We start from the raw sequence: 23,648 nt of genomic DNA on the forward strand, positions 1-23,648 counted from the left end.
GCCAGATGCAGGCGCTCAGGCGCGCTCGATGCAGGCGTAGGCGCTGTGGTTGTGGATGGACTCGAAGTTCTCCACCTCGGCCCGGTAGGCGCCGATGCGCGGCTCGGCATTGAGGCGCAGGGCCACGTCACGCACCAGGTCCTCGACGAACTTGGGGTTTTCGTAGGCGTGCTCGGTGATCCACTTTTCATCGGCCCGCTTGAGCAGGGGCCAGATCTCGCTGGAGGCGCTGAGCTCGGCGGCACGCACCAGCTCGGCCAGGCCCAGGCTGTCGTCCAGCAGCTCGACGCGGATGGTCACCAGCGAGCGCTGGTTGTGAGCGCCGTAGTCGGAGATTTCCTTGGAGCAGGGGCACAGGCTCTTCACCGGCGCCGCGATCTCCAGCCAGACGCGGCTGCGACCCTCGCGGGTCTCGGTGATGAAGGCGCCCTGGTAGTCCAGCAGGCTCTCGATGCCCGAGACCGGCGCGCGCTTGCGCAGGAAGAAGGTGAAGCGGACCTCGATGCGGCCCTCGCGCGCTTCCAGCTTGGCCAGCATCTCTTCGTGCAGGGCGCGCAGCACGGCGGCGTCCAGCGGCTGCTTCAGCGCATCCAGCCAGGCCACGAAGCGGGACATGTGGGTGCCCTTCTTCTCGGCAGGCAGCATCACGTCCAGGGCCCAGGTGCCCACGGTGGGCTGGGTGTCGCGGTCCAGGCGCAGCTGCAGCGGGTAGCGCACATCCTTGACGCCGACGCGCTGGATCACGAGATGACGCTCGTCGCGCTCGCTCTGGGTGTCGGGGATGTGGAGACTGCTGGTGACTTGGTTCATAAGCGGGGAATACGGCCGGCCAGGGGAAGCACCGGAAGCCGCAAGCATGACACGACCCGGGGAAACCCGTGCGGGCAAGGTCTCTAAAAATGCCTGCCGCGTGACATCGGGCGCCGGCGGTGGCCGCCCGCGGCTCGCCCGGTCAGGATGGGGCGGCAGGCCCGCAGGCCTGCCCGCGCCCTCACTCGTTGACGGCCGGGCGCAGCAGCTCGGGCCGCGCGCCGAAGCGCTGCAGGATGGACTGGGCGATGCCCGCCGCATCCAGGCCGCACATGGCCATCAGCTTGGCCGGGTCGCCATGCTCGACGAACTGGTCCGGCAGGCCCAGCTGCAGCACCGGCAGGTTCAGGCCCATGGACTGCAGGGCCTCCATCACGGCGCTGCCGGCGCCGCCCATGATGCAGCCCTCCTCGACCGTCACCAGGGCGTCGTGGCTTTCGGCCAGTTGGCGGACCAGCTCGACATCCAGCGGCTTCACGAAGCGCATATTGGCCACGGAGGCGTCCAGCTGCTCGGCCGCCTGCAGGGCCGGGTACAGCACCGTGCCGAAGGCCAGGATGGCGATGCGCGGCGCGCCGGCGCGGCCTTGCGGCCTGCCGGACTCCCTGCGGATCTCCCCCTTGCCCCAGGGCCAGGCCTTCATGTCCTTCTCGATGGCCGTGCCGACGCCGGCGCCGCGCGGGTAGCGCACCGTCACCGGACCTTCGTGCTGGTAGCCGGTGTAGAGCGCCTGGCGGCACTCGTTTTCGTCGGCCGGGGTCAGCACGCTCATCAGCGGAATGCAGCGGGTGAAGGCGATGTCGTAGTTGCCGGCGTGCGTGGCACCGTCGGCGCCCACCAGGCCGGCGCGGTCCAGGGCGAAGAGCACGTCCAGGTTCTGCAGCGCCACGTCATGGATCAGCTGGTCGTAGGCGCGCTGCAGGAAGGTCGAGTAGATGGCCACGACGGGCTTCAGGCCCTCGCAGGCCAGGCCCGCGGCGAAGGTCACCGAGTGCTGCTCGGCGATGCCGACGTCGTGGTAGCGGGTCGGGAAGCGCTTGTGGAAGTCCACCATGCCCGAGCCCTCGCGCATGGCCGGCGTGATGCCCACCAGGCGCGGGTCCTGCTCGGCCATGTCGCACAGCCACTCGCCGAAGATCTGGGTGAAGGTCGGCTTGGCCGGCGTGGCGGACTTGACGAAGCCCACGGCCGGGTCGAACTTGCCCGAGGCGGCGTGGTACTTGACCGGGTCGGCCTCCGCCAGCTTGTAGCCGGCGCCCTTCTTCGTGACCACGTGCAGGAACTGCGGGCCGCCGCGGTCGCGCAGGTTCTCCAGGGTGGGGATCAGGGAGTCGAGGTCGTGACCGTCGATGGGGCCGACGTAGTTGAAGCCGAACTCCTCGAAGATGGTGCCGGGCACCACCATGCCCTTGGTGTGCTCCTCGAAGCGGCGGGCGAACTCGTACAGCGGCGTGTTCTTGAGCACGCTCTTGGCGCCTTCGCGGGCGGCGGCGTAGAAGCTGCCGCTCATCAGGCGGGCCAGGTACTTGTTGAGGGCGCCGACGGGCGGGCTGATCGACATGTCGTTGTCGTTCAGGATGACGAGCACATCGCCCATCAGGCCGCCGTGGGCCACGCCGGCGTTGTTCAGTGCCTCGAAGGCCATGCCCGCGGTCATGGCGCCGTCGCCGATGATGGCCACGGCCTTGCGGTCCTCACCCTTGATCTTGGCCGCCATGGCCATGCCATGGGCCGCGGAGATCGAGGTCGAGGAATGGCCGGTGCCGAAGGTGTCGTATTCGCTTTCGTCGCGGCGGGGGAAGCCGCTGATGCCGCCCAGCTGACGCAGGCCGGACATGCGATCGCGCCGGCCCGTCAGCACCTTGTGCGGATAGGTCTGGTGGCCCACGTCCCAGACCAGGCGGTCCTCGGGCGTGTTGAACACGTAGTGCAGTGCGACCGTCAGCTCGACCGTGCCCAGGTTGGAGCCCAGATGGCCGCCGGTCTTGGACACGCTCTCCAGCACGTAGGCGCGCAGCTCGTCAGCCAGCTGCTTGAGCTGCGCACGCGGCAGGCGACGCAGGTCGGCGGGGCTGGAGATGGTCTGCAGCAAGGGAAAGCTCATGGGGGACCCTGCTCTTCTTGGATTCAGTTGTCGCGGTCCACGACCTTGTCGGCCAGCACGCTGAGCCAGGCCGTGTTCTCGAGGCCGCTGGCCGCCAGCGCCGCATGGGCCTGGGTGCGCAGTTGCTCGGCATAGCTGCGGGCGCCGTCCAGGCCCAGCAGGCTCACGTAGGTGGGCTTGTCACAGGCCTGGTCCTTGCCGGCGGTCTTGCCCAGCACGGCGGAGTCCTGGGTGACGTCCAGGATGTCGTCGACCACCTGGAAAGCCAGGCCCAGGGCGGAGCCGTAATCGCTGAGGGCCTGCCAGGCCGACTCGGAGACGTCGCCGCAGGCGGCGCCCATCAGCACACTGGCCTGCAGCAGCACGCCGGTCTTGCGGCGGTGCATGTCGCGCAGGGTGTCCTCGGTCAGGGCCTTGCCGATGCTGGCGAGGTCGATGGCCTGGCCGCCCGCCATGCCGGCGTGGCCGGAGGCTCGCGCGAGCAGGCGGCACAGGCGCGCCTGCAGCGCGGCGTCCATGCCGCCGTCGGGCGTCAGGACGTCAAAGGCCAGGGCCTGCATGGCATCGCCGGCCAGCATGGCCTGCGCTTCGCCGAACTGCACGTGCACGGTGGGCTTGCCACGGCGCAGCACGTCGTTGTCCATGCAGGGCATGTCGTCGTGGACCAGCGAGTAGGCATGGATCAGCTCGACGGCACAGGCGGCACGCAGCGCGGCCTCGCCTTGCGCCGCAGCCGCCTCGGCAGCCGCCAGCACCAGCAGCGGCCTCAGCCGCTTGCCGGCCCCGAGCACGGCATAGCGCATGGCCTCGCCCAGACCCGCCGGGGCATCGGCCGGCGTCCACTCATCCAATGCCTGTTCCACCTGCGCCAGACTGCGCGCGGCCCATTGATCAAACACGCCTGCATCCATTCCTTATTCGTCCTCCCACGGACGCATCTCGCCCGTCTCCAGCACCTTGACCTGCTGTTCGACGGCCTGCAGGCGATCCCGGCACAGGGCCAGGAGCTCGGCGCCCCGACGGTAACTGTCAAGTAACTGATCCAAGGGCAGCTGCCCCGCCTCCATGGCAGACACGAGTCGCTCCAGCTCGTCGAGCGCCTGCTCGTAGCTGAGTTGCTGGGGGGTTCCTGGCTCATCGGATGATGCGCCGGAGGCCAGACGGTGAGTCGCTGTGGCTTTGCTCATAGAAATGCGAAAGGCGCATTGTAGTGGGGTACCAACATGCCCGGCTTGCCGCGCGCTGGAGCAATGTAACCAGAGCGCCGCAGCCAAAGGCCCTGGCTCTTGATCCAACTCAGCAAGCAGCGCTCCCGCGCCCCGGGTACAATCCCGCCCTCGCCCGCTGCCCCACCAGGCGGCGGACCTCGGGAGCCCGGCCATCGCATGGCGGCGCAGCACATCGACCTCCATCGACAGGCCGCGCCCCTCAGCAAGATAGGCCGGGCTTTTTGACACAAACCCGGTCCCGCACCTCAGGCAGCAAGCCCCAATGACGGGCCCGGGGGGTTGACATTGGTTTCTTGGAGACCCTCTTGGATCATGTCCGACCTGAGCCTCACTCTCTCAGCGCTTGACAGCAGCACCACCCAGCTGCCCGTTTCCTCCTACTTCGACGAGGGCTTGTTCCGCAGGGAACTCGAGCTCATCTTCCAGCCAGGACCCCGCTACCTCGGCCATGCCCTGAGCGTGCCCGAGGTAGGCGACTACTACGCCCTGCCCCAGGAGGGCGATGGTCGCGCGCTCGTGCGCACGCCGGAGGGCATCGAGCTGATCTCCAACGTCTGCCGCCACCGGCAGGCGGTGATGCTGCGCGGCCGTGGCAACACGAAGAGCAACATCGTCTGCCCGCTGCACCGCTGGACGTACGACCTCAAGGGCACCCTCATCGGCGCCCCGCACTTCGACCACGACCCCTGCCAGCACCTGAACCGCTACAAGCTGCGGGAATGGAACGGCCTGCTGTTCGAGGACAACGGCCGCGACATCGCCGGGGAGCTCTCCCGCATCGCCAAGGCTCGCGACCTGGACTTCAGCGGCTATGTGCTGGACAAGGTCCAGGTGCACGAGTGCGACTACAACTGGAAGACCTTCATCGAGGTCTACCTCGAGGACTACCACGTCGGCCCCTTCCACCCCGGCCTCGGCCAGTTCGTCACCTGCGACGACCTCGCCTGGGAGTTCGGCAGCAACCACTCGGTGCAGACCGTGGGCATCCACAAGGACCTGAAGACGCCCGGCTCGCCCGTCTACAAGAAGTGGCACGAGCAGGTGCTGGGCTTCCGCAATGGCCAGCCGCCCGAGCAGGGCGCGATCTGGCTGACGCTGTACCCGCACATCATGGTCGAGTGGTACCCGCACGTGCTGGTGGTCTCCACCCTTCATCCCAAGGGTCCGCAGAAGACGACCAACATCGTCGAGTTCTACTACCCCGAGGAGATCGCCGCCTTCGAGCGCGAGTTCGTCGAAGCCAACCAGGCCGCCTACATGGAGACCTGCATCGAGGACGACGAAATCGCCGAGCGCATGGACTGGGGCCGCAAGGCCCTGATGGACCGCGGCGACAACGAGGTCGGGCCCTACCAGAGCCCCATGGAGGACGGCATGAAGCACTTCCATGAGTGGTACCGCCGCGAGATGAAGTTCTGACGCCTCCGCGTCCGCCAACCGCCCATCGGCCCCGTGCCCTGGGCGGTTTTTCTTGGCTCCTTGCGCTCTAAGTGGGGATCGCCAGGGGCTCGCGCCATGCCGCCGGCCCTGCATCACGACCCAACGCGCAAAGAGCCTTTTCTTTGCCACTACAGTCCGCCGCACGATGCCTGCTTCCCTCATGATGGCCCTGGCCACCCTGCTCTTCGCCACCATGGGTGTCTGCGTCAAGCTGGCCTCGGCCGAGTACAGCTCGGGCGAGATCGTCATGTACCGCGGCCTGGTCGGTGTGGTCATGGTCTCGGGCCTGGTGCTGGCTCGCGGGCTGAGCCTGCGCACCGCGGTGCCGGCCATGCATTTCTGGCGGGGCCTGTCCGGCGTGGCGGCGCTGTCCCTGTGGTTCTATGCCATCGGCAAGCTGCCCCTGCCGACGGCGATGACGCTGAACTACATGTCCTCGGTCTGGATGGCCCTGTTCCTGATCGGCGGCAGCGTGCTGATGGGCGGGCGCCGCGTGGACGGCCGCCTGGTGGCCTGCGTGCTGGCGGGCTTCCTGGGCGTGGCCCTGGTGCTGCGCCCCAGCATGCACCAGGAGCAGGCCTGGTACGGCCTGGCCGGCCTGCTGGCAGGCATGCTGGCCGCCCTGGCCTATCTGCAGGTCACGGCCCTGGGGCGGGCGGGTGAGCCGGAGTACCGCATCGTCTTCTACTTCTCCCTGGGTGGCGCGCTGGCCGGCGCGCTGGTCAATGTCGCGCAGCAATGGGGCCAGCCCCAGGCGTGGCACGGCCACAGTGGCCGCGGCCTGCTGCTGCTGCTGGCCGTGGGCCTGCTGGCCACCGCGGCCCAGCTGCTGATGACGGCCGCCTACCGCAAGGGCCGCACGCTGGTGAACGCCAGCCTGCAGTACCTGGGCATCGTCTTTTCCTGCCTCTACGGCGTCTGGATCTTCCAGGAGCACCTGGAGCCCGCTGCGATACTGGGCATGCTGCTGATCATCGGCGCCGGCCTCGCGGCCACGCTGCTGCGCACACGCAGCCTTCCTTCCGACAGCCCGCAAGGCACGAGCGAATCATGAGCCACACCACCCTGATCAGCGCCCAGGAACTGCAAGCCCTGCAGGCCGCTGCCCGCCCACTCCTGCTGCTGGACGTCAGCTTCGACCTGGCGGATACCGCCGCCGGCGAGCGCGCCTATGCCCAGGGCCACCTGCCCGGCGCCCACTACCTGCACCTGGACCGCGATCTCAGCGGCGCCAAGGCGGCGGAGGGTCAGGTCTTTACCGGCCGCCACCCGCTGCCCGAGCCGGCCGCCTTCGCGCAGCGCCTGTCGGCCCTGGGGCTGGACGCCGGCATGCAGGTCGTGGCCTATGACGGGCAGGGCGGCATGTACGCCGCCCGCGTCTGGTGGATGCTGCGCTGGCTGGGCCACGAGGCCGTGGCCGTGCTGGACGGCGGTCTCACCGCCTGGCAGGCGGCCGGCGGCGCGCTGGGCACCGACGTCCCCGCCACCCGCGCCGGCAGCTTCCAGGCCAGCGCCTCGCTCGCCCCGTCGATCCAGGCCGACTCGCTGCAGGCCCAGCTGGGCCGCGTGCGCCTGCTGGATGCCAGGGCCGGCGAACGCTACCGCGGTGAGGTCGAACCCCTGGACAAGCAGGCCGGCCACATTCCCGGCGCGCTGAACCGCTTCTTCAAGGACAACCTGCAGGCCGACGGCCGCTTCAAGCCGGCGGACGCTTTGCGGGCGGACTTCGAAGCCCTGCTGCCGCCCTTCGCCGCCTCGGAGGTCGTGCACCAGTGCGGCTCGGGCGTCACCGCCTGCCACAACCTGCTGGCCATGGAACATGCGGGCCTGCGCGGCTCGCGTCTCTACCCGGGGTCGTGGAGCGAATGGTCGGGCGATCCGCGCCGCCCGGTGGCCCAGGGCTGAGCCCCTGACGCCCTCGCGGCGATGCGAGCCCGAGTCTTGACATAGCGCAAGCGCGGCGGCCTACTGAACAGCAACACTCTGTGCATCAGCACCGGATTTCAGCAGCGGCCGACACAGCCGCCCCAGAAGTCCGGCGAGGTCTTCACCCAAGGCTTTCAGGATCAGCTCAAAGGAGGCTCGCATGTACAAGCGCATCATCGTCCCGACCGACGGTTCCGACATCACCGCCAAGGCCCTCGAACAGGCCCTGGCCCTGGCCCAGGAACTGGGCGCCAAGATCTTCGCGATCAGCGTGAAGGAACCCTTCCCCTACAGCGCCGTCTCCGAGATGCAGCCCACGCCGCCGCAGGAGTTCTTCGACGCCCAGGAGCGCATCGCCCAGACCCGCCTGCGCACCGTGCTGGCCGCCGCCGAGAAGGCCGGCGTGCCCGCCGAGGCGCACAGCATCGAGGCCCTGCACCCGTGGGAGGCCATCATCGAGCATGCCAAGCGCGTGGAGGCTGACCTCGTGGTGATGGCCTCGCACGGCCGCCGCGGCGTGCAGGCGCTGCTGCTGGGCAGTGAGACCCAGAAGGTCCTGACCCACTCGACCATCCCGGTCCTCGTGGTGCGCTGAGACCCCGCGCTCCTCGACAAGGCCCGCCCCTGAGGCGGGCTTTTTCATGGGCGCTTGTTCAGTGGCTGCTGCCCAGCACCAGCACGATGAAGCCCATGCCCGCGGCCAGCCAGAAGAGCTGCGCGGCGGTCTCGCGCCAGGGCAGGCGGCGCTGCAGCTGGGGGATCAGGTCCGCCACGGCCACGTAGATGAAGCTGCTGGAGGCCAGCACCAGCAGATAGGGGAACAGCGACTCCCAAGGGCCCACGACGAAGTAGCCCAGCAGGCCGCCCGCCACCGCCGCCAGGCCGGACAGCGCATTGAACAGCAGGGCCTTGCCGCGACTGAAGCCGGCGTTGAGCAGCACGATGTAGTCGCCCACCTCCTGCGGGATCTCGTGGGCGATGATGGCCGCCGCCGTGACCCAGCCCAGGTGCTGGTCCGCCAGGAAGGCGGCCGCGATGATGAGGCCGTCGCAGAAGTTGTGGATGCTGTCCCCCACCAGCACGGAGAGCCCGCCGCGCCCCGCCTGTTCCGCATCGAAATGATGGTGGTGGTGATGGCCGTCGCCCTCGTGGTGGTGGGTGTGGCGGTACAGCTCGGCCTTCTCCAGCAGGAAGAAGAACATCAGCCCGCCCAGCAGGGTCATGAAGAGGGCGTGAGGGCTGGCCTGGCGCTCGAAGGCCTCGGGCAGCACATGCAGCAGGGCCGTGGCCAGCAGCACCCCGGTGGAGAGGCTGACCAGATGCCGCACCAGGCGCCCCAGCAGGGCCACCGTGAGGCTGGCGGCGATCAGCACGGAGAGCAGGCCGCCGACAAAGGTGGCGAGCAGGATGTAGGACAGGGTCATGCGTGAGGCGAGGCGCGCCGTCATGCCCGGCGCTCGACAACAAAAGGCGCACCGGGTGGCGCGCCTTCAGGGTTTGCACATGCCGGGATTCTCTCAGACCTGTCAATGACCTCGCCGGAGCCGGGCCGCCGCGCAGAGCGGCGAACGGAACGGCAAGCTTTGTGCAGGCCGCCACACCCCGCGCACGCTTACACAATGACACCCCGCGTCAGCCGCGACAATCCGTCGCCATGAACGCGCTCCGCACCGATTCCACGCTCGCCCCGACCGGCGAGGCCCTGGCCGCCATCGACATGGGTTCCAACAGCTTCCGGCTGGAGATCGCCCAGCTGCACCGCGGCCAGTACAAGCGCCAGCTCTACCTGAAGAAGACGGTGCGGCTCGGCGCCGGCCTGGACGGCGACAACATGCTCACCGCCGAGGCCATGCAGCGCGGCCTGGACTGCCTGGCCGGCTTTGCCGAACACCTGCGCGACTTCCCGGCCGGCCGCGTGCGCGCCGTCGCCACCCAGACCCTGCGCGAGGCGCGCAACCGCAACGCCTTCCTGGAGATGGCGCAGAAGACGCTGGGCCATGGCATCGAGGTCATCTCGGGCCGCGAGGAGGCCCGCCTGATCTTCGCCGGCGTGGCCCGGCTGCAGCCCTCCGAGCGGCCGCGCCTGGTGATCGACATCGGCGGGCGTTCCACAGAGATGATCCTGGGCCTGGGCCGCAAGCCGCTGAAGGCGGAGTCCTTCCAGATCGGCAGTGTCAGCCTGTCCCTGCGCTACTTCCCCGACGGCCGCTTCACGCCCGAGGCCTTCCGCGCGGCCCAGGTGGCCGCCGGTGCCGAGCTGGAAGAGGCGCTGAACCTCTTCGCCCGCGAGCGCTCCCAGCCGGTCTGGCAGGAAGCCCTGGGCTCCTCGGGCACGGTGGGCGCCGTCTCGCAGCTGCTGGCCGCCAGCGGCGTCACCGACGGCAGCATCACGCCCGAGGCCCTGCGCTGGTGCATCGAGCGCTGCCTGGACGCCGGCCACATGGACGCGCTGGACCTGCCCGGCCTCAAGGACGACCGCCGCGCCGTGGTGGGCGGCGGCCTGTGCATCCTCTACACCCTGCTGAGCCAGTTCCAGATTGAGCGCCTGCAGCCGGCCAAGGGTGCGCTGCGCCAGGGCGTGGTCTTCGACCTCGCCGAGCGCCTGCAGGCCAGCCAGGGCGAGCTCAGCCGCGGCCGTGACATGCGGGACCAGTCCGTGGCCGCCCTGCAGCTGCGCTTCGGTGTGGACACCGAGCAGGCCCAGCGCGTGCAAGACCTGACCCTTCAGCTGCACGAGCAGCTCGCCCCCAAGGCCGAGCGCGAGCGCCAGCGCGAGCTGGCCTGGGCGGCCAAGCTGCATGAGATCGGCATGATGGTGTCGCACCACGACCACCACCGCCACAGCGCCTACCTGCTGGCCCATGTGGATGCCCCCGGCTTCTCCCAGAACCAGCTGCGCCGCCTGGGCGACCTGGCCCTGGGCCAGCGCGGCGGGCTGCGCAAGCTGGAGCAGGAGCTGCAGGACGACAGCCTGCTGTGGCAGCTGCTGGCCCTGCGCCTGGCGCTGATCATGTGCCATGCCCGCCAGCCCATCGCCCCTCAGGCCATGCGCCTGCAGCGCGAGGGCGACCGGGTGACGGTGCGCATGGCCGAGGGCTGGGCGCCTTCGCACCCGCGGGCGCTGTACCTGCTCAACGAGGAGCTGGAGGCCTGGCGCAAGCTGGACCGCCTGCAGCTGAGCCTCCAGACCTGAGGCCGCGCCGGCGGCCCGGCTTCACTCGACGGCGTAGCGCCGCATCAGGGCCTGCTGGGCGCTGAGCCCGCGGCCCTCACCCTCGCCTTCGATGCGGCGGTAGTGCCCATCCGGCAGCTGCTCCCAGGCATCGAGACTGTCGTGCAGATAGGGCTGCAGGGTCTCGTCAATGAGGCGCTGGCGCAGCTTGGGGTCCAGCACCGGCCAGGCCACCTCGATGCGGCGGAACATATTGCGGCTCATCCAGTCGGCGCTGGAGAGGTACAGGGCTTCGTCCTCCTCACCCTCGCCCCAGCGGAAGTAGCTGACGCGCGAATGCTCCAGGAAGCGGCCCACCACGGAGCGCACACGGATGCGGTCCGAGATGCCCGGCAGCTGCGGCGGCAGCATGCAGGCGCCGCGCACGATGAGGTCGATCTCGGCACCGGCCTGCCCGCAGCGCAGCAGGGCGTGGATCAGCTCGGCGTCGGTCAACGCGTTGACCTTGAGCACCACGCGCGCCACCTTCCCCTCGCGGGCTGACTGCTCCACCCTCGCCAGGCACTCGACCATGCGCTCGTGCATGTGGAAGGGCGCCAGCAGCAGGCGCTTCGCGGGCCTGGCCTTGCCCAGCGAGGCCAGCTGGCGGAAGACGTTGTCGATGTCGGCGGTGAGATCCGGATCCGCCGTGAGGCAGCCGATGTCGGTGTAGAGCCGCGCCGTCTTGGGGTTGTAGTTGCCGGTGGAGAGGTGGGCGTAGCGGCGCAGCACGTGCTTGCCGCCGGGCTTGCCCTCGCGCCGCGTCACCAGCAGCATCTTGGCGTGGGTCTTCAGGCCGACGATGCCGTAGACCACCTGCGCGCCGACGGCCTCCAGGCGCTCGGCCCAGTTGATGTTGGCCTCCTCGTCGAAGCGGGCCTTGAGCTCCACCACCGCCATCACTTCCTTGCCGCGGCGCGCGGCCTCGATCAGCAGGTCCATCAGCACGGACTGGCTGCCCGTGCGGTAGATGGTCTGCTTGATGGCCAGCACGTCCGGGTCCTCGACGGCCTCGCGCAGGAACTGCACCACGGGCTCGAAGCTCTCGAAGGGATGGTGCAGCAGCACGTCACCCTTGCGCAGGCGCTCGAAGCAGCGCTTCTGGCGCGGCAGGCTGGCCTGGGGCCACAGGGGCTCGTGCGGCGGGAAGCGCAGCTCGGGCGCGTCGGTCAGGTCGATCAGCTCGTTGAGCCGCACCAGGTTCACCGGCCCGTTGACGCGGTACAGGGCCGCGTGCGGCAGCTGGAACTGCTCCAGCAGAAAGCGCGACAGCTCCTCGGGGCAGGAGTTGACCACCTCCAGGCGCACGGCGCGGCCGAAGTGGCGCGTGGTGAGGCCCGAGCGCAGGGCGTGGCGCAGATTGGCCACCTCTTCCTCGTCTACCTCCAGGTCCGAATCGCGGGTCACGCGGAACTGCGAGAAGGACTCCACCTGCCGCCCCGGGAACAGCTCCTCGAGGTGGGCGCGGATCACGCTGGTCAGCAGCACGAAGACCTGCCGCCCGCCGCTGATCTGCGCCGGCAGCTTGATCACCCGCGGCAGCACGCGCGGCACCTTGACGATGGCGATGCGGTTGTCGCGCCCGAAGGCATCCTTGCCCGAGAGCCTCACCACGAAATGCAGGGACTTGTTGGCCACCTGCGGGAAGGGATGGGCCGGGTCCAGGCCCACCGGCACCAGCAGGGGCTTGACCTCGCGCTCGAAGAAGCGGGAGACCCAGTGGCGCTGCGCCTCGTCGCGATCGGCGTGGTTGTGGATCACGATGCCCTGCTCCAGCAGCCTGGGCATGATCTGCTCGTTGAACACGTCGTACTGGCGGTCGATCAGCGCGTGGGCCTCGCCGGCCACGCGCTCGATGTCGCGGTTGCTCACCGCGCTGCCCGGCTCACGGGCGGCGTCCAGCATGTCGGCGAAGCGCACCTCGAAGAACTCGTCCAGGTTGGACGACACGATGCACACATACCGCAGCCGCTCCAGCAGCGGGACGTCCTCGCGCTGAGCCTGGGCCAGCACGCGGGCATTGAATTCCAGGATGGCTTGTTCGCGATTGAGCAGGGCGGGAGGCATCAGGGTCATGTCCTCACTTTATGAAGGCATCGTGACAGGCGCATGACGCTGTTCGGCACATGCGGCCGCTGCCGATTCTGCCGTGCGCGCAGCGGACGCCAGGCCACCGCCCTGGCCGGCGTTCTGGCTGAAGCTCGTCCAGTCCAGGATCTCCAGGCGGCCGTCGGCATGCTCGACGAGGGCGGTGAGGCTCTCGACCCAGTCGCCGTCGTTGGCATAGAGCACGCCGTCGATGGTGCGCAGCTCCGCATGGTGGATGTGGCCGCAGACCACGCCCTGCACGCCGCGGCGCCGCGCCTCGCGCGCCACGGCCTCCTCGAACTGCGAGACATAGCTCACCGCCCGCTTGACCTTGAGCTTCAGGTAGCGGGACAGGCTCCAGTAAGGCAGCCCCATCCGCGCCCGCAGGCTGTTGAGGTGGCGGTTGAGACGCAGGGTGAACTCGTAGAGCGAATCCCCCACGTGCGCCAGCCACTTCGCGCACTGGATGACGCCGTCGAAGAGGTCGCCGTGGGTGATCCAGAGCTTGCGGCCATCCGCGGTCTCGTGGATCCAGTCCTCGGCCACCTCGATGCCGCCGAAGCTGTGCTGCAGGTACTTGCGGGCGAACTCGTCGTGGTTGCCGGGGATGAAGATCACCCGGCAGCCCTTGCGCGCCTTGCGCAGCAGCTTCTGCACCACGTCGTTGTGGGCCTGCGGCCAGTACCAGCTGCGCCGCAGCTGCCAGCCGTCGATGATGTCGCCCACCAGGAAGAGCTGCTCGCACTCCACGGTGCGCAGGAAGTCCAGCAGGTGGCGGGCCTGGCAGCCGGGCGTGCCCAGGTGCAGGTCCGAGATCCAGACCGTGCGCACCCGCAGCCGCGGCAGACCCTCGCCAGCCTCGGCCGGCGCCTCGCCGTCGGCGCCGGGAACGCCGCGAAGGCCGGGGACCAGGGTGGCGGCGCGCGCCAGGAGGGTGTCGTGCTGCATGCCGCGCAGCTTGCCGCCGTGCGATGTCCGCCTGATGTCCGGACCATGGCCGGGCGATGACAGGCCGCACCGGATAATCCGCCCCATGCATCTCGTGATTCCCTATGCCAGCGCCATGGACCCGCAGGCCCGAGCCGTCCTGGCCGACCTGCAGCTGCCGGCCCTGGACCGTGCCCTGGCCGACCTGGGCGCCGCCCCCCGCTTCGGCGGCGACGAATACAGCCCCGCCCTGCCCCAGGAGCGCCTGCTCGCCGCGCTCGCCGGCCTGCCTGACGAGAGCCCGCCGCCCCTGGCCGCCTGGTTCCTGGGCGCGTCGGCCGGTTCGCAGGTCTGGGCCCGCCTCACGCCCCTGCACTGCGATGTGGGCAGTGACCAGGTCACGGCCCTGGACCCCGCCCAGCTGGGCCTCGATACGGCCGCCTCCCTGGCCTTCTTCGAGGCCCTGGCCCCGCTGTTCCCGGACGAGAAAGGCTGGACCCGCCTGCACGTGGCGCCGGGCGAGTGGTTCGTGGCCCATGAGGCCCTGGCAGGACAGGAGACCGCCAGCCTGGACCGCGTCATCCATCGCAATGTCGATGCCTGGCTGCCCGAGCCGCGCCAGCTGCTGCGCCTGCAGATGGAGGCGCAGATGACCCTGCACGGCCATCCCCTGAACACCGCCCGCGAACAGGCGGGCCTGCGCCCCATCAACAGCGTGTGGATCTGGGGCTGCGGCAGCGCGGCGGGCCATGCGCTGCCCGCGGACATCGAGCTCGACGAGCAGCTGCGCACCGCCTGGATCGCCGGCGACTGGACGGCCTGGGCCGAGGCGTGGCGCCTGCTGGACGCCCGGCGCATCGCCCCGCTGCTGCCCGCCCTCGCCGCCGGCACCGCCACGCTGAGCCTGGCCGGCGAGCGGCAAGCCCTGACCCTTCGCCCGCAGCCGCGCTCCTGGACGCAGCGCCTGTGGCAGCAGCTGCGCCCGACCCGCGGGCAGGCCGCCCGCCTCCTGGAGAGCCTGTGAATCCTTCCCTCAGCCCCACCCTGCTGACCCGCGACGCCCCTCCGCGTGCCGCCTGGGCGCTGGAGCAGGCCGGCGTCTCCCCGCTGCTGGCCCGGCTCTTCGCCGCCCGCGGCGTGCGCAGCGCCGACGAGCTCGACGCCGGCCTGGACAAGCTGCTGCCGCCCGAGGGCCTCAAGGGCATCGCCGCGGCGGCCGCCCTGCTGGCCGATGCCATCCAGCAAGGCGAGCGCATCTGCCTGGTCGCCGACTACGACTGCGACGGCGCCACCGCCTGCGCCGTTGCCTTGCGCGGCCTGGGCCTGCTGGGGGCAAGACCTGACACCCTGCACTATGTCGTCCCCGACCGCGCCATCCACGGCTACGGCCTGACGCCGGCCATCGTGGACCTCGCCCTGCCGCTGCAGCCGCAGCTGCTGATGACCGTGGACAACGGCATCGCCAGCCTGGCCGGCGTGGCGCACGCCAAGTCCCTGGGGCTGAAGGTGCTGGTGACCGACCACCATCTGCCCGCCCTGGTGGACGAGGTGGTGCAGCTGCCCGCGGCCGATGCCCTGGTCAACCCCAGCCAGCCAGGCTGCGCCTTCGAGAGCAAGAACCTGGCCGGCGTGGGCGTGGCCTTCTACGTGCTGCTGGCGGTGCGGGGCGAGCTGCGCCGCCGCGGCGCCTTCGAGGGCCGCGAGCAGCCGCGCCTGGACGGGCTGCTGGACCTCGTGGCGCTGGGCACCGTGGCCGACGTGGTGCGGCTGGACGCCAACAACCGCCGCCTGGTCGCGCAGGGCCTGCGCCGCATGCGCGCGGGCCGCATGCAGCCGGGCGTGGCCGCCCTCTTCACCGCCGCGGGCCGTGACGCCGCCCGCGCCAACACCTTCGACCTGGGCTTCGCGCTGGGCCCGCGCATCAATGCGGCGGGGCGGCTGTCCGACATGACCGTGGGCATCGAATGCCTGCTCTGCGAGGACCCGGCCCGCGCGCTGGAGCTGGCCCGCCTGCTGGACACCATCAACCGCGAGCGTCGCGAGATCGAAGCCGGCATGCGCGAGCAGGCCGAGGCCCAGCTGGCCCGCCTGCAGACCCGCCTGGAGCAGCAGACGCCGCCTGCGCTGGTAATCTTCGACGAGGACTTCCACGAAGGCGTGGTGGGCATCGTGGCCTCGCGCATCAAGGACGCCGCCCACCGCCCCACCTTCGTGCTGGCCCGCGGTGCCGATGGGCAGCTCAAGGGCTCGGGGCGTTCCATCACCGGCTTTCATCTGCGGGACGCGCTGGACCTGGTCTCCAAGCGCCACCCCGAGCTGCTGAAGAAGTTCGGCGGCCACGCCATGGCGGCCGGCTGCACCCTGGCCGAAGGCGGGGTGGAGACCTTCCGCCAGGCCTTCACCCAGGTCGCCGCCGAATGGCTGGACGAGGCCTCGCTGCAGCGCACGCTGCGCACCGACGGCCCCCTGCCCGCCGAGGCCTTCAACGCCCAGACCGTGCAGGAGCTGGAGTCCCAGGTCTGGGGCCAGGCCTTCGAGGCCCCGCTGTTCTGCGACGAGGTCCAGATCGTGGCCCAGCGCATCGTGGGAGAGCGCCATCTCAAGCTGCGGGTGCGCCAGGGCGGCCTGCTGCGCGACGCCATCTGGTTCGGCCACACCGACCCGGTCCCCGAGCAGGCCCGCATGGCCTACCGCCTGAGCCTGGACGAATACCAGGGGCAGCAGCGGGTGCAGATGGTGGTGGAAGCCATCGTCTGAGTGCCTGAGCACGCGCAGCCCGCTCGCGTGAAGAGCGCCACGGCTGCCCTGCATTTCTGCTTGCTGGGGGACTGCGGCGAAGCGCATGCTTGCAGGCTGCGCCCGGTCCGGCCGGAGGCTTTCTCCGTGGGGCGCAGCCCTGACGCCACAAGCCACAAGAAAAGGAGACGCCGCCATGCTGCGACAACTGTCCATCAAAGCCCGACTGGGCCTGGCCTTCAGCCTGATGGTGCTGCTGATGCTGGTGCTGGGCGGGGGCGGCTGGCTGGCCACCCGCGCGATGTTCGGCGCCTTCGAGACCTTCAATACCTCGGTCGTGGCCTCGCTGCGCAGCGTGGACGACCTGCGCTCGGGCATGCTCACGGCACGCCGCTACGAGAAGGACATGATCTTCGCCGCCATCGGCGTGGCCGACTTCAAGCGGGCACAGGAGCGCTGGGAGGAGGCCATGAAGTCCGCGGACAAAGGCCTCAAGGACCTGGAGCTGCGGGTCAAGGACCCCAAGGTGCGTGAAGGCCTGACCCTCATCCGCAACAACTTCGACGCCTACCGCAGTGGCATGCAGTCGGTCATGGCCCAGCTCGCCAAGGGCGGCATGGAGGGGGACCTCAAGGCCGCCTGGGACGCCCCGCGCGAGGCCAAGAAGTCCATCGACCTCGCCGAGCAGGGTCTGGAGCAGGCGCTGACCACGGTGGACCGCTTCGTCGAGATGGCCCACGACAAGATCGCCGGCGTCTACGCCACCATCACCACCGTGATCGTGGTGGCCCTGCTGGCGGGCATGGGCCTGGCGGCCTTCATCGGCTGGCGCATCGCCCATTCGCTGCTGCTGCCCATCCAGCAGGGCATGGCCTTCGCCTCGGCGGTGGAGAACGGCAACCTCGACGAGCACCTGCACATCGAGGGTAAGGACGAGCTGACCGCGTTGTCCACCAGCCTGGTCCACATGCAGGAGGGCCTGCGCGGCATCGTGCTGAAGGTGCGCGAGGGTTCGGAGTCCATCCAGGTGGCGGCGTCCGAGGTGGCCACGGGCAACCAGGATCTGTCGGCCCGCACCGAGCAGGCCGCAGCCAGCCTGGAGGAGACCGCCTCCTCCATGGAGCAGCTGACCGAGACCGTGCGCCACAACGCCGACTCCGCCCGCCAGGCCAACCAGCTGGCCAGCAGCGCCTCCAGCGTGGCCCAGCGCGGGGGCGATGTGGTGCAGCAGGTCGTGCACACCATGGGCGAGATCAGCACCAGCTCGCGCAAGATCGGCGACATCATCGGCGTCATCGACGGCATCGCCTTCCAGACCAACATCCTGGCGCTGAACGCCGCGGTGGAAGCCGCGCGGGCCGGCGAGCAGGGCCGCGGCTTTGCGGTGGTGGCCGGCGAGGTGCGTTCGCTGGCCCAGCGCAGCGCCGAGGCCGCGAAGGAGATCAAGAGCCTGATCACCGGCTCCATGGACCGCATCGAGGCCGGCGCCAGCCTGGTCCAGGAGGCCGGCAGCACCATGCAGGAGATCGTCAGCTCCGTGCAGCGCGTCACCGACATCATGGGCGAGATCAGCGCCTCCACGCTGGAGCAGAGCACCAGCATCGGTGAGGTCGGCCAGGCCATCACCAACCTGGATCAGATGACGCAGCAGAACGCCGCCCTGGTCGAGCAGGGCGCCGCCGCGGCCAGCAGCCTGCGCGACCAGGCCGTCGGCTTGACGGCCGCCATCAGCAGCTTCCGCGTGAGCCCGCGGCGCGCCTGATCGCGGCGAACGGGGCGCCTGCTGTGCGACCCGCAGGGGCTTTGCTGCAGCGCAGCGGGCCTCCAGGGTGGGCCCTCTAAAATGGGCGCGTGAACACCATCCATGCCCTCAGCAACGCCGACCTCCACTGCCACTCCAAGGTGTCCGACGGCACACTGGAGCCCGAGGCCCTGGCCGCGCGCGCGCAGGCCAACGGCGTCGAGCTGTGGGCCCTGACCGACCATGACGAGGTCGGCGGCCAGGCCCGCGCCATCGAGGCCGCGGGCCGCCTGGGCCTGCACTACCTGACCGGCTGCGAGATCTCCGTGACCTTTGCCGGCCGCGTGGTGCACATCGTCGGCCTAGGCTTCGACCACGAGGACGAGGCGCTGGTGCAGGGCCTGCGCGAGACCCGCGGCGGCCGCGGCGAGCGCGCCCGCGACATGGCCGAGGGCCTGGCCCAGGTGGGCATCAAGGGCGCGTATGAGGGCGCGCTGAAGTACGTGGGCAACCCCGAGCTGATCTCCCGCACCCACTTCGCCCGCTTCCTCGTGGACGCCGGCCATTGCCAGGACGTGCCCGAGGTCTTCCGCCGATTCCTCACCGAAGGCAAGCCCGGTTTCGTGCCCCACCGCTGGGCCCGCCTGAGCGATGCCGTGCGCTGGGTCACCCAGGCCGGCGGCGAGGCCGTGATCGCCCATCCCGGGCGCTACGACTTCACGCCCACCGAGGAATACGCGCTGATCACCGAGTTCATGGCTCACGGCGGCCGTGGCATCGAGGTGGTGACGGGCAGCCACACCGCGGCCGAGGCGGCCAAGTACACCGAGACCGCCCTGGAATTCGACCTGCTGGCCTCGCGCGGCTCGGACTTCCACAGCCCGGACGAAAGCCACACCGACCTCGGCAAGCTGGCCGCCCTCTCGGGCCGCCTGAAGCCGGTCTGGGAAGCGCTGCAGCCGCGCATCATCGCCCCCTCCCACTGAGGCTTTGCGACCCCGGCCATCCTAGGGTTTGCCTGATCTAGGCACTTCGACAACACGTGTTGACAATCAATTCGTCAACAACTGTTGTCGAATCATGAGCACCATCTCAGACGCCGAATCCCAGATCATGCAGGCCCTCTGGGGCCAGCACCCGCTCAGTGCCGAGGACATCCTCGCCGCCCTGCCCGCCGAGGGCGGCTGGCAGCTGGGCACCGTCAAGACCCTGCTGAACCGGCTGCTCAACAAGGGCGCCGTGAAGGCCGAGCGCGAGGGCCGGCGCTACCTCTACGAGCCGCTGATCGACCGGGCGCAGTGGGAAGGCTCGGAATCGATGGGCCTGCTGGACCGCGTCTTCGGCGGCCGGCTCTCGCCGCTCGTCGCGCACTTCTCGGCCCAGCGCAGGCTCAGCGCCGAGGATGCCGAGGCCCTGCGCCAGTTGCTGAAGGAGCACGACGATGAGCACTGAGCCCGGAGTCGATGCCCTGCTGCACGGTCTCTGGCAGGCCCATCTGGGCCTGAGCCTGGGCCTGCTGGCCGTGGCCGTGCTGCGCCGGCCTCTGCGCCGGATCGCGGGGCCCCGGGAGGCCTATGCGCTGTGGCTGCTGCCGCTGCTGTGCATGGCCTGCGCCGCCCTGCCGGAGACCGGCCTGCCCCGCCTGCAGCTGGCGCCCGTGCTCTGGCAGGCGGCCCGGGATTCACTCGCGGCCAGCGCGCAGGCGACCGCCCTGCCTGCGCGGGCCGGCCCGCTGCTGTGGGCGCTGGGCGCCGTGCTGGTCGCGGCTTGGCACGGGCTGCAGCACTGGCGCTTCATGCACGCCCTGCCCCAGGACCCGCAGGCCTGCCTGCGCACCCCGCGCGGCAGCTCGCCAGGACTGGTGGGCGTGTGGCGGCCCCGGCTGCTGCTCCCCCTGGATTTCGAGGATCGCTTCACACCCGAGGAGCGCGCCTGGGTCCTGGCCCATGAGGCCATGCATGCCCGCCGGCACGACAACGCCGTCCGCCTGCTGGCCGCCCTGCTCCAGACCCTGGCCTGGTTCAACCCGCTGCTGTGGTGGGCCCTGCCCGCCCTGCGGCAGGACCAGGAACTCGCCTGCGACGCCGCCCTGCTGCGCCAGCAGCCCGGCCAGTGGAGGCGCTATGCCCAGGCCCTGCTGAAGACCGATCCCCAGTTCACCGTTCCCGCAGTACCGATCGCTGCCTCGGCCTGGCAGCACAGCCACCCCCTGAAAGAGAGGATCGCCATGCTGAAGTCCGATTCCACCCTGCCCCTGTGGCGCCGTCGCTTTGGCCGCCTGGGCCTGTGCGCGGCCGCCCTGCTCGCCACGGCGGGCGTCCAGGCCCTGCGGGCCGGGCCCACCCAGCCCCCTCTGACGGCGGCCCAGGCCTGCCCGCAGATGGAACGGCCCGTTGTCCCTGACTTGAACCTCAAGGGCGAGTACTCGCTGACCGCACGCTTCGAGATCAATGCCAAGGGCGAGACGTCCAATATCCGCGTGGTCGGCGAGCCCCAGCTGCGCGAGACGGTGCGCGAGGCCATCAGCCGCTATGGCTGCACGTCGCCCCAGGGCGGCCTGGAGGTGGAGCAGCACTTCGTGTTCCGCTACGACTGACCCTTCGCACAGCCCTCCCGCGGCGTCCACGCCACACCCCCGGGCCATGGGAGGCACACAATGCCCCCATGGCCCAATTCTTTGAAGTCCACCCGGACAACCCGCAACCCCGCTTCCTGCGCCAGGCCGTGCAGATCCTGCATGCCGGCGGCGTGGTCGCCATCCCCACCGACTCCAGCTATGCCCTGGTCTGCCACCTCGACGACAAGGCCGCCGCGGACGCCCTGCGCCGCGTGCGCGGGGTCGACGAGAAGCACCACCTCACCCTGCTGTGCCGGGACCTGAGCGAGCTGTCCACCTACGCGAAGGTGGACAACAGGCAGTACCGCCTGCTGAAGACCGCCACGCCGGGCCCCTTCACCTTCATCCTCGAGGCCACCAAGGAAGTACCGCGCCGGGTCTCGCACCCGTCACGCCGCACCATTGGCCTGCGCGTGCCGGACCATCGCGTCACGCTGGACCTGCTGGAGCTGCTGGGCCAGCCCCTGCTGGCCACCACCCTGATCCCGCCCGGCGAGGAGCAGCCCCTCAATGACGCCCACGAGATCAGCGAGCGCTTCGACCGCCAGCTGCAGGCCATCATCGACGCCGGCGCCTGCCCCATGCAGCCCACCACCGTGATCGACCTCAGCGGCGACGAACCCGTGCTCATCCGACAGGGCAGGGGTAACCCGGAGAGCCTCGGTTTGCAGCTCGAGTAGGCGCCCGACACGCCGCATATTTGCCCCCGGACCGCGAAATGCGCATCAAATCAGGCGCATTTGACCCACCCAAAAGAGCGAGTGCTGCCGACACAATCGGAAACAGGCACGGCTTGATGCGGCACCGGTCCCGCCAGCATCCCGCGCCCGTCCTGGAAGCCTGAACCTGCGCCTCCAGGGCGCCAACTGCGAGGACAAGAACATGAGCTTTCTGACAAGCCTGCGCATCAGCCAGCGCCTCTCTCTCAGCTATGGCCTGCTGATCGTGCTGCTGGTGGTCATCGGTGCCTATGGCGCCAACAGCGCCAACCGCCTGGCCAAGGATCTGGATCGCACGGCCAACCAGAGCCTGGTCAAGATCGCGGCAGCCAATGCGCTGGAGGGCAACGTCAACGTCATTGCCCGCGCCTCGCGCGACCTGCTGCTGCTGGACGAGGCCCGCCAGATCAAGAAGCAGAAGGCGGCCATCGACGGCGCCCTGCAGGAGATCGACAAGCAGCTGGGCGCCCTGCAGCAGCAGATCGACACCCCCAAGGAGACCGAGGTCCTCAACAGCGTCAAGGAACGCCAGGCCAAGTTCTTCGCCTCGGTCGCCAAGTTCCTCAAGGTCCAGGCCGACGGCAGCCCCGACGAAGCCCGCGAGAGCCTGATCACTGACGTCCGCCCCGCCCAGCAGGCCTACCAGGACGGGCTCAAGCAGCTGGTGGACCTGCAGTTCGAGTCGGCCAAGGACCTCGCCATCGCCGACGGCGAGGTGGCGCGCAATTCCGTCATCGTCACCGTGGTGCTGGTGATCGCCGCGGTGGTGCTGGGTGCCGGGGGCGGCCTGCTGATCACCCGCAGCATCATCGTGCCGGTGCACGAGGCCCGCAGCGCCGCCGAGGCCATCAGCCAGGGCGACCTGACGCACGACATCCGCACCATGGGCAGCGACGAGCTCGGCCAGATGCTGGACGCCATGCAGGAGATGCAGCGCGCCCTGCGCGGCGTGGTCAGCAGCGTGAGCACCGCCGCCCGCGAGGTGGCGCAGAACTCCGGGGACATCGCCGGAGGCAACAACAACCTTTCGGAGCGCACCGCCCGATCGGCGTCCAATCTGCAGACCACGGCCGCTTCGGTGGAGGAGATCGCCGCCAACCTCAGCGGCGCCAGCGAGCTGACCCGCAAGGCTGCCAACATCGCCGGCAAGGCCCGCCAGTCGGCCTCGGCCGGTGGCAATGCCGTGGCCCAGGTCGTCGAGACCATGCAGGAGATCAGCGCCAGCTCCAAGAAGATCGGCGACATCATCGGCGTCATCGACGGCATCGCCTTCCAGACCAACATCCTGGCCCTGAACGCGGCCGTGGAGGCGGCCCGTGCCGGCGAGCACGGCAAGGGCTTTGCGGTGGTGGCCTCGGAAGTCCGCGCCCTCGCCTCGCGTGCGGCCGCGGCGGCCAAGGAAATCAAGGTCCTGATCCAGGAATCCTCCGTGCGCGTCGAGCAAGGTACGGGCCACGTCAACAATGCCGGCGCCACCATCCGCAGTGTGGTCGACGAGGTCAACAACATGGGCCAGCTGATCGAGGAGATCTCGCACTCGGCCCAGGAGCAGGCCAGCGGCGTGGGCGTGGTCAACCAGGCCATGAACGAGCTGGACCGCAGCACCCAGCAGAACGCCAGCCTGGTGAGCGAGCTGACCCGCTCCACCGAGGCCCTGACCGACAGCTCTTCGCGCCTGCTGCAGGCCGTAGACTTCTTCCGTACCGGCACATGAACCACCACCATCCAGGGAACACCATGCAGATGAAGCGCAAGGCCATGAACCCCATGTTCGACAAGACAGGCATCTCCCGCTGGCTGCTGGCCTTTGTGGGCGCCGCCCTGCTGAGCGTTGCAGCGCACGCCAGCCCCAAGATCGTCAAGAAGGTGCCGCCGGAGTTCCCGCGCGAGGCCACGCAGAAGGGCGTGAATGGCGGCAGCGTCAAGGCCAAGATCCTGATCGATGCCGATGGCAAGGTGACCGGCGTCGAGATCCTGGAGGCCGAGCCCAAGCGCATCTTCGACCGTGCGGTGACCAATGCGCTGATGGAATGGCGCTTCGAGGGCACGGGCGAGAAGCAGACCCACGAAGTCAAGCTCGTCTTCAAGAACGAGGACTGA

General features: G+C 69.7%; 21 protein-coding genes. 14 read left to right on the forward strand and 7 right to left on the reverse strand.

Annotated elements, in window-relative coordinates; genetic code table 11:
- Positions 1 to 15: 15 nt before the first annotated feature.
- The 4 genes from folE2 to xseB all read right to left on the reverse strand — a co-directional run bounded on the left by folE2 (position 16) and on the right by xseB (position 4,101).
- Positions 16 to 810: a GTP cyclohydrolase FolE2 gene (gene folE2 / locus O9Y01_RS09825; protein ID WP_269631420.1), complete on the reverse strand. Its 795-nt coding sequence runs from the start codon at positions 808 to 810 to the stop codon at positions 16 to 18.
- A 181-nt stretch (positions 811 to 991) separates the two neighbouring features.
- Positions 992 to 2,914: a 1-deoxy-D-xylulose-5-phosphate synthase gene (gene dxs, locus O9Y01_RS09830; protein ID WP_269631421.1), complete on the reverse strand. Its 1,923-nt coding sequence runs from the start codon at positions 2,912 to 2,914 to the stop codon at positions 992 to 994.
- A 23-nt stretch (positions 2,915 to 2,937) separates the two neighbouring features.
- Positions 2,938 to 3,825 (reverse strand): polyprenyl synthetase family protein, encoded by an 888-nt coding sequence (locus tag O9Y01_RS09835; RefSeq protein ID WP_269631422.1) that lies wholly within the window; start codon positions 3,823 to 3,825, stop codon positions 2,938 to 2,940.
- Between the two features lie 3 nt (positions 3,826 to 3,828).
- Positions 3,829 to 4,101 carry an exodeoxyribonuclease VII small subunit gene (xseB, locus tag O9Y01_RS09840; protein WP_269631423.1) on the reverse strand — a complete coding sequence of 91 codons (273 nt, stop codon included), beginning with the start codon at positions 4,099 to 4,101 and terminating at the stop codon, positions 3,829 to 3,831.
- Positions 4,102 to 4,455: 354 nt separating this feature from the next.
- On the opposite strand from xseB, the gene O9Y01_RS09845 reads away from it, so the two are divergent.
- The 4 genes from O9Y01_RS09845 (at position 4,456) to O9Y01_RS09860 (ending at position 8,104) form a co-directional block, all read left to right on the forward strand.
- Positions 4,456 to 5,562, forward strand: a complete 1,107-nt coding sequence (locus O9Y01_RS09845) for an aromatic ring-hydroxylating oxygenase subunit alpha (RefSeq protein WP_269631424.1) — start codon at positions 4,456 to 4,458, stop codon at positions 5,560 to 5,562.
- A 166-nt stretch (positions 5,563 to 5,728) separates the two neighbouring features.
- A complete protein-coding gene (locus O9Y01_RS09850; RefSeq protein WP_269631425.1) occupies positions 5,729 to 6,637 on the forward strand; it encodes a DMT family transporter in 909 nt (302 codons plus the stop codon).
- On the forward strand, positions 6,634 to 7,488 hold the full coding sequence (locus O9Y01_RS09855) for a sulfurtransferase (RefSeq protein WP_269631426.1): 855 nt from the start codon (positions 6,634 to 6,636) through the stop codon (positions 7,486 to 7,488). The genes O9Y01_RS09850 and O9Y01_RS09855 overlap by 4 nt, the downstream gene beginning before the upstream one ends.
- Before the next feature lie 181 nt (positions 7,489 to 7,669).
- Positions 7,670 to 8,104, forward strand: a complete 435-nt coding sequence (locus tag O9Y01_RS09860; protein ID WP_269631427.1) for a universal stress protein — start codon at positions 7,670 to 7,672, stop codon at positions 8,102 to 8,104.
- A 58-nt stretch (positions 8,105 to 8,162) separates the two neighbouring features.
- Here the strand turns inward: O9Y01_RS09860 and O9Y01_RS09865 are convergent, their stop codons facing one another.
- Positions 8,163 to 8,957 (reverse strand): ZIP family metal transporter, encoded by a 795-nt coding sequence (locus tag O9Y01_RS09865; protein WP_269631428.1) that lies wholly within the window; start codon positions 8,955 to 8,957, stop codon positions 8,163 to 8,165.
- 206 nt (positions 8,958 to 9,163) lie between these two features.
- Between O9Y01_RS09865 and O9Y01_RS09870 the strand changes: the two genes are divergently transcribed.
- Positions 9,164 to 10,702 (forward strand): Ppx/GppA phosphatase family protein, encoded by a 1,539-nt coding sequence (locus O9Y01_RS09870; protein ID WP_269631429.1) that lies wholly within the window; start codon positions 9,164 to 9,166, stop codon positions 10,700 to 10,702.
- Positions 10,703 to 10,723: 21 nt separating this feature from the next.
- Here the strand turns inward: O9Y01_RS09870 and ppk1 are convergent, their stop codons facing one another.
- Positions 10,724 to 12,796 carry a polyphosphate kinase 1 gene (ppk1, locus tag O9Y01_RS09875; RefSeq protein ID WP_269631430.1) on the reverse strand — a complete coding sequence of 691 codons (2,073 nt, stop codon included), beginning with the start codon at positions 12,794 to 12,796 and terminating at the stop codon, positions 10,724 to 10,726.
- Between the two features lie 9 nt (positions 12,797 to 12,805).
- Positions 12,806 to 13,756: a UDP-2,3-diacylglucosamine diphosphatase gene (locus O9Y01_RS09880; RefSeq protein WP_269631431.1), complete on the reverse strand. Its 951-nt coding sequence runs from the start codon at positions 13,754 to 13,756 to the stop codon at positions 12,806 to 12,808.
- Positions 13,757 to 13,841: 85 nt separating this feature from the next.
- Here O9Y01_RS09880 and O9Y01_RS09885 point away from each other — a divergent pair, with 85 nt between their 5' ends.
- From O9Y01_RS09885 to O9Y01_RS09925, 9 genes are all read left to right on the forward strand, one after another.
- Positions 13,842 to 14,759, forward strand: a complete 918-nt coding sequence (locus tag O9Y01_RS09885) for a hypothetical protein (RefSeq protein ID WP_269631432.1) — start codon at positions 13,842 to 13,844, stop codon at positions 14,757 to 14,759.
- Positions 14,756 to 16,492, forward strand: coding sequence for a single-stranded-DNA-specific exonuclease RecJ (recJ, locus tag O9Y01_RS09890; RefSeq protein ID WP_269631433.1), 1,737 nt, complete (start codon positions 14,756 to 14,758; stop codon positions 16,490 to 16,492). Before O9Y01_RS09885 ends, recJ begins: the two co-directional genes overlap by 4 nt.
- A gap of 175 nt (positions 16,493 to 16,667) precedes the next feature.
- Positions 16,668 to 18,233, forward strand: coding sequence for a methyl-accepting chemotaxis protein (locus O9Y01_RS09895; RefSeq protein ID WP_269631434.1), 1,566 nt, complete (start codon positions 16,668 to 16,670; stop codon positions 18,231 to 18,233).
- 98 nt (positions 18,234 to 18,331) lie between these two features.
- Positions 18,332 to 19,198 (forward strand): 3',5'-nucleoside bisphosphate phosphatase, encoded by an 867-nt coding sequence (locus O9Y01_RS09900; RefSeq protein ID WP_269632104.1) that lies wholly within the window; start codon positions 18,332 to 18,334, stop codon positions 19,196 to 19,198.
- 94 nt (positions 19,199 to 19,292) lie between these two features.
- Positions 19,293 to 19,664: a BlaI/MecI/CopY family transcriptional regulator gene (locus O9Y01_RS09905; RefSeq protein ID WP_269631435.1), complete on the forward strand. Its 372-nt coding sequence runs from the start codon at positions 19,293 to 19,295 to the stop codon at positions 19,662 to 19,664.
- A complete protein-coding gene (locus O9Y01_RS09910; protein ID WP_269631436.1) occupies positions 19,654 to 20,808 on the forward strand; it encodes a M56 family metallopeptidase in 1,155 nt (384 codons plus the stop codon). The genes O9Y01_RS09905 and O9Y01_RS09910 overlap by 11 nt, the downstream gene beginning before the upstream one ends.
- Before the next feature lie 68 nt (positions 20,809 to 20,876).
- Positions 20,877 to 21,509, forward strand: a complete 633-nt coding sequence (locus O9Y01_RS09915) for an L-threonylcarbamoyladenylate synthase (RefSeq protein ID WP_269631437.1) — start codon at positions 20,877 to 20,879, stop codon at positions 21,507 to 21,509.
- 202 nt (positions 21,510 to 21,711) lie between these two features.
- Positions 21,712 to 23,262: a methyl-accepting chemotaxis protein gene (locus O9Y01_RS09920; RefSeq protein ID WP_269631438.1), complete on the forward strand. Its 1,551-nt coding sequence runs from the start codon at positions 21,712 to 21,714 to the stop codon at positions 23,260 to 23,262.
- A complete protein-coding gene (locus tag O9Y01_RS09925; protein WP_269631439.1) occupies positions 23,259 to 23,648 on the forward strand; it encodes a TonB family protein in 390 nt (129 codons plus the stop codon). The genes O9Y01_RS09920 and O9Y01_RS09925 overlap by 4 nt, the downstream gene beginning before the upstream one ends.

The organism is Pelomonas sp. BJYL3, assembly GCF_027257975.1.
GTDB lineage: Bacteria > Pseudomonadota > Gammaproteobacteria > Burkholderiales > Burkholderiaceae_C > Roseateles_B > Roseateles_B flavus.